The sequence below is a fragment of the Rhodococcus sp. IEGM 1341 genome, from assembly GCF_030056895.1.
Lineage (GTDB): Bacteria > Actinomycetota > Actinomycetes > Mycobacteriales > Mycobacteriaceae > Rhodococcoides.
This window is the reverse complement of sequence record NZ_JASHKV010000001.1, coordinates 1061695-1076950: the sequence shown is the minus strand read 5'-3', so window position 1 is coordinate 1076950 and position 15256 is coordinate 1061695. Positions and strand designations below refer to the sequence as shown.

The 15256-nt window shown below is 66.0% G+C and carries 15 protein-coding genes; 12 read left to right on the top strand and 3 right to left on the bottom strand.

The annotated features are described in order from the left end of the window. The first annotated feature begins 1 nt into the window (after nucleotide 1). The 5 genes from QM615_RS04855 to tsaD all read left to right on the top strand — a co-directional run bounded on the left by QM615_RS04855 (nucleotide 2) and on the right by tsaD (nucleotide 3775). Nucleotides 2–1021 carry an alpha/beta fold hydrolase gene (locus tag QM615_RS04855; RefSeq protein ID WP_068051296.1) on the top strand — a complete coding sequence of 340 codons (1020 nt, stop codon included), beginning with the start codon at nucleotides 2–4 and terminating at the stop codon, nucleotides 1019–1021. Next, the gene (tsaE, locus tag QM615_RS04850) at nucleotides 1014–1517 is read left to right on the top strand and encodes a tRNA (adenosine(37)-N6)-threonylcarbamoyltransferase complex ATPase subunit type 1 TsaE (protein ID WP_149405357.1); all 504 of its coding nucleotides are present in this window, start codon (nucleotides 1014–1016) and stop codon (nucleotides 1515–1517) included. The genes QM615_RS04855 and tsaE overlap by 8 nt, the downstream gene beginning before the upstream one ends. A gap of 64 nt (nucleotides 1518–1581) precedes the next feature. After that, nucleotides 1582–2253: a tRNA (adenosine(37)-N6)-threonylcarbamoyltransferase complex dimerization subunit type 1 TsaB gene (gene tsaB, locus QM615_RS04845; RefSeq protein WP_149405358.1), complete on the top strand. Its 672-nt coding sequence runs from the start codon at nucleotides 1582–1584 to the stop codon at nucleotides 2251–2253. Continuing rightward, on the top strand, nucleotides 2250–2741 hold the full coding sequence (gene rimI / locus QM615_RS04840; RefSeq protein WP_149405359.1) for a ribosomal protein S18-alanine N-acetyltransferase: 492 nt from the start codon (nucleotides 2250–2252) through the stop codon (nucleotides 2739–2741). Before tsaB ends, rimI begins: the two co-directional genes overlap by 4 nt. Beyond that, nucleotides 2738–3775, top strand: coding sequence for a tRNA (adenosine(37)-N6)-threonylcarbamoyltransferase complex transferase subunit TsaD (gene tsaD / locus QM615_RS04835; RefSeq protein ID WP_149405360.1), 1038 nt, complete (start codon nucleotides 2738–2740; stop codon nucleotides 3773–3775). The genes rimI and tsaD overlap by 4 nt, the downstream gene beginning before the upstream one ends. On the opposite strand, the gene QM615_RS04830 is transcribed toward tsaD, so the two are convergent. Beyond that, the gene (locus QM615_RS04830; RefSeq protein WP_188078558.1) at nucleotides 3760–5424 is read right to left on the bottom strand and encodes a DUF7159 family protein; all 1665 of its coding nucleotides are present in this window, start codon (nucleotides 5422–5424) and stop codon (nucleotides 3760–3762) included. The genes tsaD and QM615_RS04830 overlap by 16 nt on opposite strands. A gap of 521 nt (nucleotides 5425–5945) precedes the next feature. On the opposite strand from QM615_RS04830, the gene groES reads away from it, so the two are divergent. Further along, on the top strand, nucleotides 5946–6245 hold the full coding sequence (groES, locus tag QM615_RS04825; protein ID WP_008718149.1) for a co-chaperone GroES: 300 nt from the start codon (nucleotides 5946–5948) through the stop codon (nucleotides 6243–6245). 98 nt (nucleotides 6246–6343) lie between these two features. After that, complete coding sequence (gene groL, locus QM615_RS04820; RefSeq protein WP_149405362.1) at nucleotides 6344–7957, top strand: chaperonin GroEL; 1614 nt, start codon at nucleotides 6344–6346, stop codon at nucleotides 7955–7957. A gap of 65 nt (nucleotides 7958–8022) precedes the next feature. Here groL and QM615_RS04815 read toward each other — a convergent pair whose 3' ends face one another. Then, a complete protein-coding gene (locus QM615_RS04815; protein WP_027496361.1) occupies nucleotides 8023–8316 on the bottom strand; it encodes a WhiB family transcriptional regulator in 294 nt (97 codons plus the stop codon). 719 nt (nucleotides 8317–9035) lie between these two features. Between QM615_RS04815 and QM615_RS04810 the strand changes: the two genes are divergently transcribed. The 3 genes from QM615_RS04810 (at nucleotide 9036) to QM615_RS04800 (ending at nucleotide 11587) form a co-directional block, all read left to right on the top strand. Next, nucleotides 9036–9863 (top strand): hypothetical protein, encoded by an 828-nt coding sequence (locus QM615_RS04810; protein WP_082898996.1) that lies wholly within the window; start codon nucleotides 9036–9038, stop codon nucleotides 9861–9863. 136 nt (nucleotides 9864–9999) lie between these two features. Next, nucleotides 10000–10578: a sigma-70 family RNA polymerase sigma factor gene (locus QM615_RS04805; protein ID WP_032397500.1), complete on the top strand. Its 579-nt coding sequence runs from the start codon at nucleotides 10000–10002 to the stop codon at nucleotides 10576–10578. Then, nucleotides 10571–11587, top strand: coding sequence for an anti-sigma-D factor RsdA (locus QM615_RS04800; RefSeq protein ID WP_149405363.1), 1017 nt, complete (start codon nucleotides 10571–10573; stop codon nucleotides 11585–11587). Before QM615_RS04805 ends, QM615_RS04800 begins: the two co-directional genes overlap by 8 nt. Nucleotides 11588–11667: 80 nt before the next feature. Here the strand turns inward: QM615_RS04800 and QM615_RS04795 are convergent, their stop codons facing one another. After that, nucleotides 11668–12072: a DUF5319 domain-containing protein gene (locus QM615_RS04795; protein ID WP_032378069.1), complete on the bottom strand. Its 405-nt coding sequence runs from the start codon at nucleotides 12070–12072 to the stop codon at nucleotides 11668–11670. 299 nt (nucleotides 12073–12371) lie between these two features. Between QM615_RS04795 and guaB the strand changes: the two genes are divergently transcribed. Together guaB and QM615_RS04785 are read left to right on the top strand one after the other, a co-directional pair. Further along, nucleotides 12372–13895, top strand: coding sequence for an IMP dehydrogenase (gene guaB, locus QM615_RS04790; protein ID WP_188078559.1), 1524 nt, complete (start codon nucleotides 12372–12374; stop codon nucleotides 13893–13895). A 57-nt stretch (nucleotides 13896–13952) separates the two neighbouring features. Next, on the top strand, nucleotides 13953–15092 hold the full coding sequence (locus QM615_RS04785; protein ID WP_149405364.1) for a GuaB3 family IMP dehydrogenase-related protein: 1140 nt from the start codon (nucleotides 13953–13955) through the stop codon (nucleotides 15090–15092). Nucleotides 15093–15256 lie beyond the last annotated feature (164 nt).

Here is a 15256-nt window from a genome sequence, read left to right as displayed (position 1 = left end):
CATGCTCGGATTGCTGCAGAGTATTGCAATTGTGGTGCGCGAGACGGCGTTCCGGTCCAACAAGGATCCGCTGGCCACCGAGAATCTCGACCTGATGGATGCCGACCGAGGCAGTATCGTCACCGCGGACGACGGCGTGCCGCTTGCGGTTCGCGAAGTCGGTCCGTCGGATGCCGAACTGACCGTCGTATTCGTACACGGTTACTGCCTTCGCACGTCGTCGTGGCATTTCCAACGGCGTGCGCTCGAACAGCAATGGGGTTCGACGGTCCGCATGGTCTTCTACGACCAGCGCGGTCACGGGCGGTCGGGAGTACCGAGCCCGGAGAGTTGCACCATCGGTCAACTCGGCCTCGATCTCGATGCGGTGATTCGCTCTGTCGTACCCAAGGGCCGCATCGTTCTGGTGGGGCACTCGATGGGCGGAATGTCGATCCTGTCCATGGCGCGGCAACGAGCGGACGTGCTGCGTCAGCGAGTGATCGGCGCAGTCCTGATCTCGACGACAGCTGCCGGTCTCGCTCAATCCGGGGTAGGTCGTAGTCTGCAGAATCCGGCGGTCGACGCGTTCCGGCTCGCGGTGCGGACGTCGCCCGGCTTCGTGCAGTTCGGTCGCGGAGCTGTGCGCGCACTCATCTCACCGGTACTGCGCGCGGCGTCCTACGGCACCAGGGTGTCCCCACGATTGGTGGCGTTCTCCCAGTCGATGATCGACGACACGTCCGTCGTCACGATCGTCAATTTCCTCGAGACGCTCGAGTTGCACGACGAGTCCGAGGCCTTGCTGGAATTCGAGAACATTCCGGTATCGGTCGTGTGTGGCGACGAGGATTGGATCATTCCGTTCGCGAGCTCGGAGGCTCTGGCTCAGGCCCTGCCGCGTTCGGAGATGGTGCGTGTGCGCCAGGGCGGGCACCTGGTTCAACTCGAATTTCCGGAACAGGTCAACGGTGCGATCGCGCGCCTCGTGGCACGGGCAACGGAGGCCGCGGGCAAGAAGCGGCGGTGGGGCGTTGTCTGACGAGCCGCTGATCTTGCCGGTGGATGTCGAATTGGCCACTGCCGCAGATACTGCCGAGTTCGGTGCACGGCTTGCGGACGTTCTGGTCGCCGGCGATCTGGTGATTCTCGACGGCCCGCTCGGGGCCGGAAAGACAGCCATGACGAAGGGGATTGCGGCCGGACTCGGTGTGCAGGGCCGTGTCACCTCGCCGACGTTCGTGATCGCCCGTGAGCACCGGGCAGGGTCGCGGCCCCGTGGTCTGCCGCCGGTCGCGCTCGTCCACGTCGATGCGTATCGGCTGGGGATGACGGGGCAGTCGGCGCTCGACGAACTCGATGCCCTCGACCTCGACACCGACCTCACGGACGCCGTGGTCGTGGTCGAGTGGGGTGAGGGATTGGTCGAGAAGCTGTCGGACGGCCATGTGTCGGTTCGTCTGACGCGTGACCCGGACTCCGACGTTCGACGCGCGACGGCACGCCGCGTGGAATCGGTGGTCACGCCGCAGCACTGAGCCCGGCCGGCTGTGCACGACGGCAGTGAGTCGGCATGCGGGCGTGCGGGTAATCTGAAACATCGTGCTTGTACTTGCCGTCGACACCTCGACCCCCGCCGTCACCGCAGGTGTGGTGAGTCTGACCGAGTCCGCCGTCGGTGCAGTGGCCACGACGCTCGCCACGCGGGTTCGGGTGGACGCGCGATCGCATGCAGAAATACTCACCCCCAACATCCTCGAGTGCCTGTCCGAGGCGCAGATCACCGCCGCCGATCTCGGTGCCGTCGTCGTCGGCGTCGGTCCAGGCCCCTACACCGGCTTACGGGTGGGAATGGCGACGGCAGCGGCCTTCGGTGACGCACTCGGTCTTCCGGTGTTCGGCGTCTGCAGTCTCGACGCCATTGCCTCGGATGTCTCCGAACCCGGGTCCCTGTTGGTGGTGACCGATGCGCGTCGACGCGAAATCTATTGGGCGCGTTACGAAGCGGGAGTGCGAATCGCGGGACCCGACGTCGTGGCCCCGGCCGACCTGGACCGTGTCGGGGTCGATTCGGTCGCCGGATCGGCACCGCATGCAGCGGCATTCGAGCTTCCGATTCGTGATGTGCAGGCACCGTCTCCGGCCGGACTGGTCGCGGTGGCCGCCGCCGATATCGGCAGCGGGATGGTCCCCGGCCCGCTCGTCCCGTTGTATCTGCGCCGCCCCGACGCCAAGACGCTCGACGAGCGTGCCGCAGCGAAGGCTCTGAAGTGACCGTGTCGATCGAGTCGATGACGGCGGCGGATGCTGCTCGGTGCGCGTATCTCGAGACCGTGCTGTTCCCGGGTGACGACCCGTGGGCCGAGGATGCATTCATCGCGGAATTGGCCGCGCCACACAATCACTACGTCACCGCGCGGGAAGACGGTGAGGTCGTCGGCTACGCAGGCATCTCGCTGCTGGGGCAGCCGAGCCGCGGAGCGTTCGTCGTCGGTGAGTCCGAGGTGCACACCATCGGAGTCGATCCGTCGCATCACCGCAGGGGAATCGGCGGGCGTTTGCTGGACGAACTGCTGCGCGTGGCCGACGAGCACGGTGGGCCGGTCTTTCTCGAGGTGCGCACCGACAACGAGCCCGCCATCGAGCTGTACCGACGTGAAGGGTTCGAGATCGTGGGCACCAGGGCCGGGTACTACCAGCCGAGCGGGGCCGACGCCTTCACCATGCGCCGGCCCCAGAAGACGAAAGGATCAGCCCGATGATCGTCATGGGTATCGAAAGTTCCTGCGACGAAACAGGAGTCGGGATCGTCCGCTGGGGCGGGGCAGGGACGTGCGAGCTGATGGCCGACGAGGTCGCCTCCAGCGTCGACGAACACGCGCGGTACGGCGGAGTGGTGCCCGAGGTGGCATCGCGCGCACATCTCGAAGCGATCGTGCCGACCATGCGGCGCGCTCTGGCGGCCGCGGACATCGAGCGTCCCGACGCCGTCGCAGTGACCATCGGGCCGGGGCTGGCCGGGGCGTTGCTGGTCGGGGTTGCCGCTGCGAAGGCGTACGCCGCGGCCTGGGGCGTGCCCTTCTATGCGGTCAACCATCTCGGTGGCCACGTCGCGGTCGATACGCTCGAGCACGGCCCGATGCCGTCGTGCGTGGCGCTGTTGGTCTCCGGAGGTCACACTCATCTGCTGCACGTCGACGATCTGTCCCGGCCGATCGCCGAGCTCGGGACCACGGTCGACGACGCAGCCGGGGAGGCCTTCGACAAGGTTGCGCGGCTCCTCGGATTGGGGTACCCGGGTGGTCCGGCACTCGATGACGCTGCGCGCGAGGGCGATCCGGCTGCGATCGCGTTTCCCCGAGGCATGACCGGCCCACGCGATGCCCGTTACGACTTCTCTTTCTCCGGGGTCAAGACGGCGGTCGCTCGATTCGTCGAGGCCAGGCAACGTGCGGGAGATCCGATTCCTGTCGCAGACATCGCGGCGTCCTTCCAGGAATCCGTCGCTGATGTCCTGACGATGAAGGCCGTTCGCGCGGCAACCGACGTCGATGTCGACACGATCGTGTTGGGTGGGGGTGCCACCGCCAACTCTCGCATTCGTTCGCTGATCGAAAGTCGTTGTGCAGAGCAGGGTTTGACGCTGAGAATTCCGAAGCCGCGACTGTGCACCGACAACGGCGTGATGATCGCCGCACTGGGTGCCCACCTCGTTGCGGGCGGAGCCGAGCCTTCGGCGTTGACCGCTGTGACCGACCCCGGCCTCTCGATCGCGACCAGTCAGGTGCCCGGCTGAGCGTCCTGCGTTGCGACGGTGGTCTCGGACGATTGTGGAGCCGACGGCTCGGCTGCCGACAGTGGATCGGTCGGGGATCCGGACGCCGCGGGAGCTGCGACCGGCGGCGACCATACCGTCGGTGGTGCCGTCAGTTCCGGGGTGGGTTCCGAACCGCTGACATCGGTGGTCGGCACGGTGATCGACTCGGTCGGCACCGGAGTGAACTCGGGTGTGACCTCGGTAGTGGGCTCGGGCGTCGGGCCGGGAACGATCTCGGTCGTATCGCTCGGGTCCGAGGACTCGATCGGTTCGGAGGGTCGAACCGGAGTCGTGGTGACCGAGGTCGGCGGCTCGATCGGGATCCCGGTGGTGGCGTCGGGGGACGCCGGGTTCGTGGTGGGGTCGATCGGCCAGTCGATCCGCGGGAGGTCCGGTGCGGGACGCAGTGTCGGGGTACTGGTCGGCGGAGCGGTCGTGGTGAACCGCGCCGACGATCCGGTGGCGTCGACCGAGGTCGCCGTGGGGTCGGATCGATCCCCGGGGGTGCGTCCGGCTGTCGTCTGATCCTCGTCGGGGGAGTACCCCCCGGTGGCCGGCGTACCGGTATCGCTGGATTCGGTCGCGGATCGCGCGGTACTTCCGGCCGGAGAGACGCTGGCATCGTCGGCAGGCGTCATCGTCTGCACGCCGTAGGCGAGAACGAGACCACCTGCGACGACGGCGGCCGCGATCGCACCGGAGTATCGGCTCATCCGGGTCGCGGTGTTGCGCGTGGCCGAGACGAGTTGGTAGCCGCCGCCGTCGGCAGACGCGGCGACGGAGGCAGCGCCGACGGCAAGAACGGCGTCGGGCTCGGACATTCGAACGACCGGGGCGTGGAACATGTCGGTGAGCGTGGCGGCGAGCAGGGGGATGTGCGCCCCTCCACCGATCAGCACGATGACCTCGGGTTCGTGAGTGCTCTCGTCGAACACTCCTCGTACGAACTCGGCGGCGGTGCCGAAGATCGGGGTCGCGGCGGTGTCGAATGCGTCCCGGGTGACCGTCAGCGGGATTCCGCTGTAACGCGCGATGCTGACTTCGTCCGAGTGGGACAGCTGTTCCTTGACCGATCGGTACCGCGCGGACCCGATTCCGCGGTCGTCGCGGATGTCGTCCCGAAGGTTGTCACGGGTCATGTCCTGCACGAGGTTCCTGACGAGCACGTTGAGTGCGTCGCCGCCGACGGCGTCCGATCGGCCGTGCGCCAGTACCTTGTCGGTGGTCCGATCGGTGACGGTGACCGACATGCCCGAGGCACCGAGATCGACCAGCGCGATCGTGTCGTATCGATCGATCAGGCCGGTGGTCGCCAGATGCGCGGACGCGGCAGCGGACTCGGGTACCAGTCGAACATCGCGGGTGGTGTGGGCCAGCGCGGCGCGAATACCCGCAGCGTGCTCCTCGGTGCGGTAGGTGACGGCGATCGCGTCGGGCGACCGGTGACCGGGAATCAGAGAGGCCATCAGTTCGATGGCCGAGGTGACCAGATCGCCGATGTCGGTGTTCGCTTGGCGATCGGTGGATACGGTGCGGTACTCGACCGTGCGACTACCGTCGGTGTCGACGGTGACGAGGGCTGCGCACACGACCTCGGATCCGGTGGATATACCCACGCCTACTCGCATGCTGCACCTCCCGCCCCTGTGTACCTGTCCGGAATCGACTGCTCTGTGTGCCATGTCGCGGCACGGCTGTCGACCGTTATCGCTCGGACAGCTCCGTTATCGTAACGTTACTTCGTGCCTCATCGCGAGCGTAATATGCCGCTCGGTAGGTTCTTCGGTGAGAGTTCATAGCCTCCTACCTGGTCGTTCGATGGCTTCGCGGACGCCGGTAAAACAGCGGGAAACGACTCCGGTGTTCGGCGTTTCGGGTCCTGATTCGCTCGTTTTCGGATCTTTGTGGTGGTGCAGGAGGGCGCGTGCGTACCCGCGCGACCCACGCGTCACGAACCTGGCGAACCCAGCCCTTGAGTGCTGGCACTCTCGTGTATAGAGTGCTAGTTGGCACCGAGCGAAGTCCCGGCACCCGCGACGACGGGAACGAGTTCAGGCCGTGATTGTCAGAACCGCAGGAGAAGTACTTACACACAGCTGTCCGGGGATCCGACCCCGGGCGCGTACCCCATAACTTTGGAGGGCTCAACGTGGCGAGCGTGAAAATCAAGCCGCTCGAGGACAAGATCCTCGTCCAGGCCAACGAGGCCGAGACGACGACCGCCTCCGGTCTGGTCATCCCCGACACAGCCAAGGAGAAGCCCCAGGAGGGCACCGTCGTCGCCGTAGGCGAAGGCCGTGTCACCGAGAAGGGCAACCGCATCCCGGTCGACGTCAAAGAAGGTGACACCGTCATCTACAGCAAGTACGGCGGCACCGAGATCAAGTACGCCGGCGAGGAGTACCTGATTCTGTCGGCACGCGACGTGCTGGCTGTCATCGCCAAGTAGGCCACAACGCATCCCGCCCCGGTATCCGATTTTCGTGTCGGTCCCGGGGCGGTGTGCGTTCGATCGAGTTTCTTTACTCGAAGGAGTAACACCGAAACATGGCAAAGCAAATCCAATTCAACGAGGAAGCGCGCCGCGCACTCGAACGCGGCGTCGACAAGCTGGCCGACGCCGTCAAGGTGACGCTCGGGCCGCGGGGACGCCACGTCGTCCTGTCCAAGGCATTCGGCGGTCCGACCGTCACGAACGACGGCGTCTCGATCGCTCGTGAGATCGACCTGGAAGATCCGTTCGAGAACCTCGGCGCGCAGCTGGTCAAGAGCGTCGCCACCAAAACCAACGACGTCGCAGGCGACGGAACCACCACCGCGACGGTCCTCGCGCAGGCGCTCGTGCGCGGCGGTCTGAAGAACATCGCCGCAGGTGCCAACCCGATCGCGCTCGGCACCGGCATCTCCAAGGCGGCCGACAAGGTCGCCGAGGCTCTGCTCGCCGCCGCAACCCCGGTCGAGGGCAAGCAGGCGATCGCTCAGGTCGCCACCGTGTCCTCGCGTGACCCCGAGATCGGCGAACTCGTCGGTGAGGCGCTCACCCGCGTCGGCGCGGACGGTGTCGTCACCGTCGAGGAGTCCTCGACGCTGCTCACCGAGCTCTCGGTCACCGAAGGCGTGCAGTTCGACAAGGGCTACCTCTCGCCGTACTTCGTCACCGACGTCGACGCGCAGGAAGCAGTTCTCGAGGACGCGTACGTCCTGCTGTACCGCGAGAAGATCACCTCGCTTCCGGACTTTCTGCCTCTGCTGGAGAAGGTTGCCGAGAGCGGCAAGCCGTTGCTCATCATCGCCGAGGACACCGAAGGTGAAGTTCTCTCGACGCTGGTAGTCAACTCCATCCGCAAGACGATCAAGGCCGTGGCGGTCAAGGCACCGTTCTTCGGTGATCGTCGCAAGGCGTTCCTCGACGATCTCGCGGTCGTGACGGCCGGCCAGGTCATCACCGCCGATGTGGGTCTGAGCCTGAAGGAAGCCGGGCTCGAGCTGCTCGGTCGCGCTCGTCGCGTCGTCGTCACCAAGGACGACACGACCATCGTCGACGGTGCGGGCACGCAGGACGACATCGACGCGCGCGTCGGTCAGCTCCGCCGTGAGATCGAGAACACCGACTCCGAGTGGGATCGCGAGAAGCTCGAAGAGCGTCTGGCGAAGCTCTCGGGCGGCATCGCGGTCATCAAGGTCGGCGCTGCCACCGAGACCGAGCTCAAGGAGCGCAAGTTCCGCGTCGACGACGCTGTGGCTGCGGCCAAGGCCGCCGTCGAAGAGGGAATCGTCCCCGGCGGCGGTTCGGCTCTGACTCAGGCAGCGTTGGCTCTGGCCGACGACCTCGGCCTGACCGGCGACGAAGCCACCGGTGTGGCCGTGGTGCGCAACGCACTCAACGCACCGCTGTTCTGGATCGCCTCCAACGCGGGCATCGACGGTTCCGTCGTCGTCAGCAAGGTGGCAGAACTGCCGAAGGGACACGGATTCAATGCCGCGACCCTGACGTACGGCGACCTGCTGGCCGACGGCGTCGTCGATCCGGTCAAGGTGACTCGCTCCGCTGTGGTCAATGCCGCGTCGGTTGCACGCATGATCCTGACGACCGAGAGCGCGATCGTGGAGAAGCCGGAAGAGGCCTCCGAGCCTTCTTCCGGGCACGGACACGCTCACTGACGTTCATGACACGAGAAAGCCCCCAACCCCTTTCGGGTTGGGGGCTTTCTCGTGTGGTCGGGTGACTACACCGCTATGCGGCGGCGGTTGTGACGAGCGTGCAGTTCTCGCTCGGTCTCCGACATTCCGCCCCAGATCCCGTAGGGCTCGCTGACGTTGAGAGCGTGTGTACGGCACTGGGCGAGGACGGGGCAACTACGGCACATTTCCTTCGCCCGCATCTCGCGCTGTGCTCGTGCCCGGCCCCGCTCGCCGTCCGGGTGGAAGAACATGGACGAATCGACGCCACGGCACAGGCCGTGCATCTGCCAATCCCAAATGTCGGCGTTCGGCCCAGGGAGGTGATTCGGCTGCGGCATGGAAACTCCTAGGGTGGTGTGGCTTCTCGGATTCGTGATCCGAATGCCGACAACGTTATGTGGATCGACGAAATCGAGTCAATAGTTCTCTGTCGTGTGCAAATGCATAGTTATGGGGCAAAGAATTAACACGGGCGATATTTACTTCGACTCACCCGCGTGCGTGTCCTTCCTGTTGAAGAATCCGTCGACACGGGAGACGATGGGAAGGGCATCGGCATTCCGGCTGTCGAAGCGAAGCCGCGGAGCTCGGTTGTCCGGCATCGGTCGTCAGGGTGATCGCTCGATGCGACCGACAGGCACTAGTTGGTGTTTCTCCTGATCACAGGCGTTTCGTTGGTGCTTCGGGCAGCTCCGTTGCACGCGTCGGGTGAGGCGTCGATCCATTCGGTCGAGGCCGCGCGAGGTGTCCGACGCGATCACGCGGAGCGCCGTCCGGGACCCGAAGGGACGAACGGACGGCGTGTGGCGCATCGCTTGCCGATCGTGTGACCGACTGCGCCGATTAACCTATTCGCCACACAGCGTTCAGATTCTCGTCTCCGAGTCGGCTGTGTTCACATTGTTAATTCCTTGAAAACTGCATTCTGTTCGCGCGAAAGGACGCGCTGTTGTCCCTTTTCGTACCGACGGTGAATTCGCCCCACGCAATTGCGTCGCGTCGTATCGGTAGGACTCGGACGCCGTTCGTCATCGGCGATGGCCCTACCCTTGCCTCCGTGCCCTCAGAGCAGAGCTCGCTGTTCAACGCGACGCCGTCCGAACTCTTCGACGCCGCATTCGGCGGCAAACCCGGCCGATTCCCGCTGCCCGCAGCCACCGATCCGCGAGAGAGTTGGTTTCGCAGTGTCGCGTTGGCAGGGCAGGGCCGGTACAGCGCCGCCGGAGTCGAGCTTCGGCGGCATCGACCCCGCAGCGCGGAGCTTCGGTCGCTGCACGCGTCGACCACAGCGTCGTGGTTGCGTCAGGTGGGCGAACACGAGCGAGCCCGCCACTGGGACGGCATCGCGGTCCTTCTCGTCGGACTCGGGGGACCGCCGAGATCGACGGACTCGGTGGAGGCCCGGAGCGATGCGCTGACCGGCCTGGCCGCAGATGCGTTGGGAATCGGACGTTTCGGCCTCGCGGACACCCTGTTGGCCCGCAGTGCGGAGCAGCGGCAGGACCCCGCCGGTCGAGGGCTGTGGCGTCCGGCACTACGGGCGTCGTGGGTAGCGGCCGAGCTGGCGATGATGCGCGGCGACGGGCCAGGGGCGGTCCGACACGCCGAGAACGCTCGGGCTCTCGCCAACGATGCCGATTCGTTACGCCACATCGTCAAGACCGACCTGGTGTCTGCGGCGGCGCTGAGCTGTATCGGTGAGACCGGACGTGCTCGTGAGTCGGCCGTTCAGGTGGCCTGCGCTGCGGAGATGGCCGGGCTGCTGCCCCTGCGCTGGGCCGCCACGATGCTCTGCGAAGGAACCGGCGGGGTCGACGCCGGGATGGCCTCGTCCGCCGACCTGGCCGCCGCCATCGATCGCCTGGGTGGTTCGACGGTCGGTTGACCAGGACCTGGGTCGAAGGCGGACCGATTGGTTCGGTTGCGGCCGGGTGGTGTCGCTATCCTTGGTCTCGTTCCACCACCACGTGGAAGCGCTCCCATGCGGGTGCGTACCTGTAACGCGGGGAAATTTGTCGACGATGAACAGTGCGGGTGAGGAGTTGGACTCTTTCGTCGTTGCCGCAGCGCAAGGCGATCGACTGGCTCTGTCCCGGGTCTTGGAATTCATCCGACCACTCGTCGTTCGGTACTGCCGGGCACGGGTCGGTTCGGCTGAGCGCGGTCAGCTTTCGGCCGACGACGTGGCGCAGGAGGTCTGTTTGGCAGTCATGACCGCCTTGCCGCGATACCAGGATCAAGGTCGTCCGTTCATGGCATTCGTGTACGGCATCGCGGCTCACAAGGTCGCCGACGCCCATCGCAGCGCCTCGCGTAACAAATCGGACCCGGCCGCCGAAGTACCAGATGTCGTGTCGATGGAGCACGGACCGGAGCAACGCGCTCTCGAATCCGAGTCGAGTCGACAGATGACTGCACTGCTGGACACCTTGCCCGCCAAGCACCGCGAAATTCTGGTGCTCCGACTCATCGTCGGATTGTCGGCCGAGGAAACAGCAGCCGCCGTCGGCAGCACTGCAGGCGCTATCCGCGTGGCTCAGCACCGAGCTATCGCAAAACTGAAGAACGAAGTTGTGAGAGCAGGTGAAATGTATGGCTAGGGACAATGGTCACGGTGGCCCCGGTGAGACGCCGCGTCGCGGAATCTCGCGTATCGGTGAGCACGTGAACTCCACTGGACCGAAGCAGAACGATCCCTATGCCGACATCGGCGCAGACGGTGGTCCTGTGGACCTCGTCGCCGTACGTCGTGACGATGCGTTCATCGACGCGATCAGTGGCGACGGACCGATTGCCACCGATGACGCAGACGAGTACCAACTCGCCCTTCTGTTGGCCAATTGGCGAGCAGACGTGATCGCGCCGGCGATGCCGGCCGGACCCTCCCTCGACGTGGTCGTCGCCTCCGTCGAACGCGAGAAGCTCGCCGCCGACATGGCGCGCTCGAGCTCGGCCAACCGCGGTGGACGCATGCGTCTGCTGCGTCCCATCGCCGGTGCCGCAGCCGCGATCGCCGTCGTGATGGGTGGCCTGGTGGTCATCTCGTACAACTCGACACCGGACGATCCGCTCTGGAGCGTCAAGTCGGTCGTCTTCTCCGAGCAGGCGGATTCGACTGTCGCTCAGATCGATACGACGTCGAAGTTGCAGGAGGCGGAAAATCTCCTGTCCTCGGGGGACACCACTGCCGCTCGCGCACTCCTCGACGGCGCGTCGAACAGCAGTTCCGCTGTTCTCGACGACGGTCAGCGCGCCGAGCTGGACCAGTGGCTGGAACGTCTGCTGCAGGAATTGCAGGCTCTGACGCTGCCCGCGCCTGTTCCGCTCCCTGCGGAGGTCGTCCCGGCTCCGGTCCCCAGTCCGGAGGTCTTCGTGCCACCGGCACCGGTGGATCAGGTCACGCCCGACACCACGGGTGTGCCGAGCACTCCGGCTCCGGCAACGACGACGCCCGAGGTCCCGCCCACGACGACGACGCCGAGCCCGACAACGACCACCGACGTCGTGCCGACGGTGCTGCAAGAGCCCGGTCAGCCGACGGCAACCGCCGGAGGCAGCAGCTCCTCGGAGAACCGCGACCGTATGTCGGTTCCATCCGGCGGCAGCTGACAGGTTCTCGATCTTTCACCGGCAACGAAGAAGCCCGACACGATCATCGTGTCGGGCTTCTTCGTGTCGGAAGTCAGGGTTCAGCTGTCGAATCCGTCGCCGTGCAACGCGTCGTTCATGGAAGCATCGGCGAAACCTCGGCAGTAGTCCCAGGTCACGTAGGCGTCGGGTACAGGGTCGTAGGCAGGCTCGTGCGGCCGGACGGTTCCGTCGACGAGCAGCTGGAGCAGATTCGCGCGCAGCATGTCCCAGTCGTGGTAGTGGTCCTGCTGGCAGTCCTCGCAGCACACGACGAGGCCGCGGATGCCGCGGTGGCCCAGGAGAGCCTCGTAGACAGCCAGGTCCGCCAGATCCTCTTCGACGGCCAGGCGCTCCTGAGGATCGAGGGGCTGGCCTGGCTCGATGGCGTCGAGGGCGGCCGACGGGTCGGCTGGGTCTCCGGCGAACGGATCCGGGGGTAGACCGGGAGGCAGTTGATCGCGCACGCCTCCACGGTACGCAGGACTGGTGGGTCTGCGCCAGCCGTTCGAACGCGACATGCCGGACGTACCCGCCACCGACAACGCCGAGGACCGTCGTTTCGGGGCTCGCAGGCCACTGACAGCGAGACGCATTCGCACTGGTTGTGCCCTAGCCGATACCATGGTTCACGGCGCTGAACAGATGAGTGCAAGTGCCGAAACTCCATCCGTTCTCCAATCCCGCACTGCGGTGCGCCTGCGAGCTCTCACCGGCCGCACGCCGCGCCGAAGCGCAACCAGGCTCTAGGGAGGGCCAGATTCGCATGAGTAGTCCCGGAGCCCACGTCCGCACAGGCGGCGACGATCCCAACAAGGTCGCGATGCTCGGCCTCACGTTCGACGACGTCCTGCTGCTGCCGGCCGCTTCGGATCTGATTCCCAGCTCGGTCGATACGTCCAGCCAGATCACCCGCGAGATCCGCTTGCGAGTGCCGCTGGTCAGCTCGGCCATGGACACCGTCACCGAGGCCCGGATGGCCATCGCCATGGCCCGCGCGGGCGGTATGGGCGTGCTGCACCGCAACCTGTCACTGCAGGATCAGGCGTCCCAGGTCGAGACGGTCAAGCGTTCGGAGGCCGGGATGGTCACCGACCCCGTCACCTGCAAGCCCACCGACTCGTTGGCCGAGGTCGACGCCATGTGTGCGCGGTTCCGTATCTCCGGTCTTCCCGTCACCGACGAGACCGGCGCACTGGTCGGCATCATCACCAACCGCGACATGCGATTCGAGGTCGATCAGAATCGCCGCGTCGCCGACGTGATGACCAAGGCCCCGTTGATCACCGCACAGGAGGGCGTGACTGCGGAAGCGGCGCTCGGCCTGCTGCGCCGTCACAAGATCGAGAAACTGCCGATCGTGGACGGCAAAGGTGCGTTGACCGGCCTGATCACCGTGAAGGACTTCGTCAAGACCGAGCAGCACCCCGACGCCACCAAGGACCGTGACGGTCGACTGCTGGTCGGTGCCGCTGTGGGCGTCGGGCAGGATGCCTGGGCTCGGTCGATGGCGCTGACCGACGCCGGGGTGGACGTCATCATCGTCGACACCGCACACGGCCACAATTCGCAGGTGCTCGAGATGGTCAGCAAGCTCAAGGCGGAGGTGGGCGACCGCGTTCAGGTCGTCGGCGGCAACGTTGCCACCCGCGCGGGCGCACTCGCTCTCGTCGAGGCAGGCGCGGATGCGGTCAAGGTGGGCGTCGGACCGGGATCGATCTGCACCACCCGTGTGGTCGCAGGTGTCGGCGCTCCGCAGATCACCGCCATCCTCGAAGCCGTGGCCGCGTGCAAGCCGCACGGTGTGCCGGTCATCGCCGACGGCGGTATGCAGTTCTCCGGTGACATCGCCAAGGCTCTCGCTGCCGGTGCCTCGACCGCCATGCTCGGATCGTTGCTGGCCGGTACCGCCGAGTCCCCGGGTGAGCTGATCCTGGTGGGCGGCAAGCAGTTCAAGAGCTACCGCGGAATGGGTTCGCTCGGCGCGATGCAGGGACGCGGGGGAGCGAAGTCGTTCTCCAAGGACCGCTACTTCCAGGACGACGTGTTGGCCGAGGACAAGTTGGTGCCCGAGGGCATCGAAGGTCGCGTCCCGTACCGCGGACCGTTGAATCAGGTCATCCACCAGCTCACCGGTGGTCTGCGCGCTGCGATGGGGTACACCGGGTCCACCTCGATCGAGGACCTGCAGAAGGCTCAGTTCGTGCAGATCACGGCGGCCGGGCTCAAGGAGAGCCACCCCCACGACATCACGATGACCGCAGAGGCCCCGAACTACACCACCCGATAGTCGCTTCGGCCTGTCCTGGGCCGATTCGATTCGCTCCCGAAGTAGAAAGGTGCGCGCGTGCGCGACCTCGTTGAAATCGGCATGGGCAGAGAAGCCCGCCGCACCTACCAGCTGGACGACATCGACATCGTGCCGTCCCGTCGTACCCGGTCGTCGAAGGAGGTGTCGACGGCATGGCAGCTCGACGCGTACCGCTTCGACATTCCCCTCCTCGCGCATCCGACCGATGCTCTGGTTTCGCCCGAGTTCGCGATCGAGCTGGGTCGACAGGGTGGGTTGGGGGTCATCAACGGTGAAGGGCTGTGGGCCCGCCACTCGGACGTGCAGGCCAAGATCGATCAGCTGATCCACATCGCCGAGACCGAGCTCGATCCCGACGCGCCGATCGCCTTCCTGCAGGAACTGCACGCCGCACCGCTCCGGCCGGATCTGCTGGCCGCAGCGGTCGGTCAGGTCCGCGACTCCGGGGTGACCGTCGCGGTTCGGGTGAGCCCCCAGAACGCTCGCTCGCTCACCCCTGCCCTCGTTGCATCGGGCCTGGATCTGCTGGTCATCCAGGGCACGATCATCTCCGCCGAGCACGTTGCGCACGGCGAGGACGAGCCGCTCAACCTCAAGACCTTCATCGCGGAGCTCGACGTTCCCGTCATCGCCGGCGGCGTGAGCGATCACCGCACCGCACTGCATCTGATGCGTACCGGTGCGGCAGGCGTCATCGTCGGTTACGGTTCGGTCGAAGGTGGCACGACCACCGGTGAGGTGCTCGGTATCGGCGTTCCGATGGCCACCGCCATCGCCGATGCGGCCGCGGCGCGTCGGGACTATCTCGATGAAACCGGCGGGCGCTACGTGCACGTCATCGCCGACGGCGACATCACGACCTCCGGTGCCCTCGCCAAGGCCATCGCCTGCGGGGCCGATGCTGCGGTTCTCGGTGCTCCGCTGGCCGTCGCTGCCGAGGCTCCCGGCGGAGGTTGGTACTGGCCGTCTGCCGCTGCGCACCCGTCCATGCCGCGCGGCGCGCTGCTGCCGATGTCGGCGGGGGACCGTCCGAGCCTGGATCAGGTGCTCAACGGACCGTCGCGTGAGTCGTACGGCTCGATCAACCTCGTCGGCGGACTGCGTCGGTCGATGGCGAAGTCCGGATACTCCGATCTCAAGGAATTCCAGAAGGTGGGCCTGAACGTCAGGGCTTGACGACGTCAGTTCCAGCAGGGCGCGTACTCCTCTCACACGGGGGTGCGCGCCCTTTCTGCTGCATTGCGTCCACGTAAGTCGACCCTGGGTTGGTGATACCTCTCGTAACAGCTAGAATCGCTTGTGGCGGTAGTCACATGGGGGTGTGCATACTGTTCGACAGC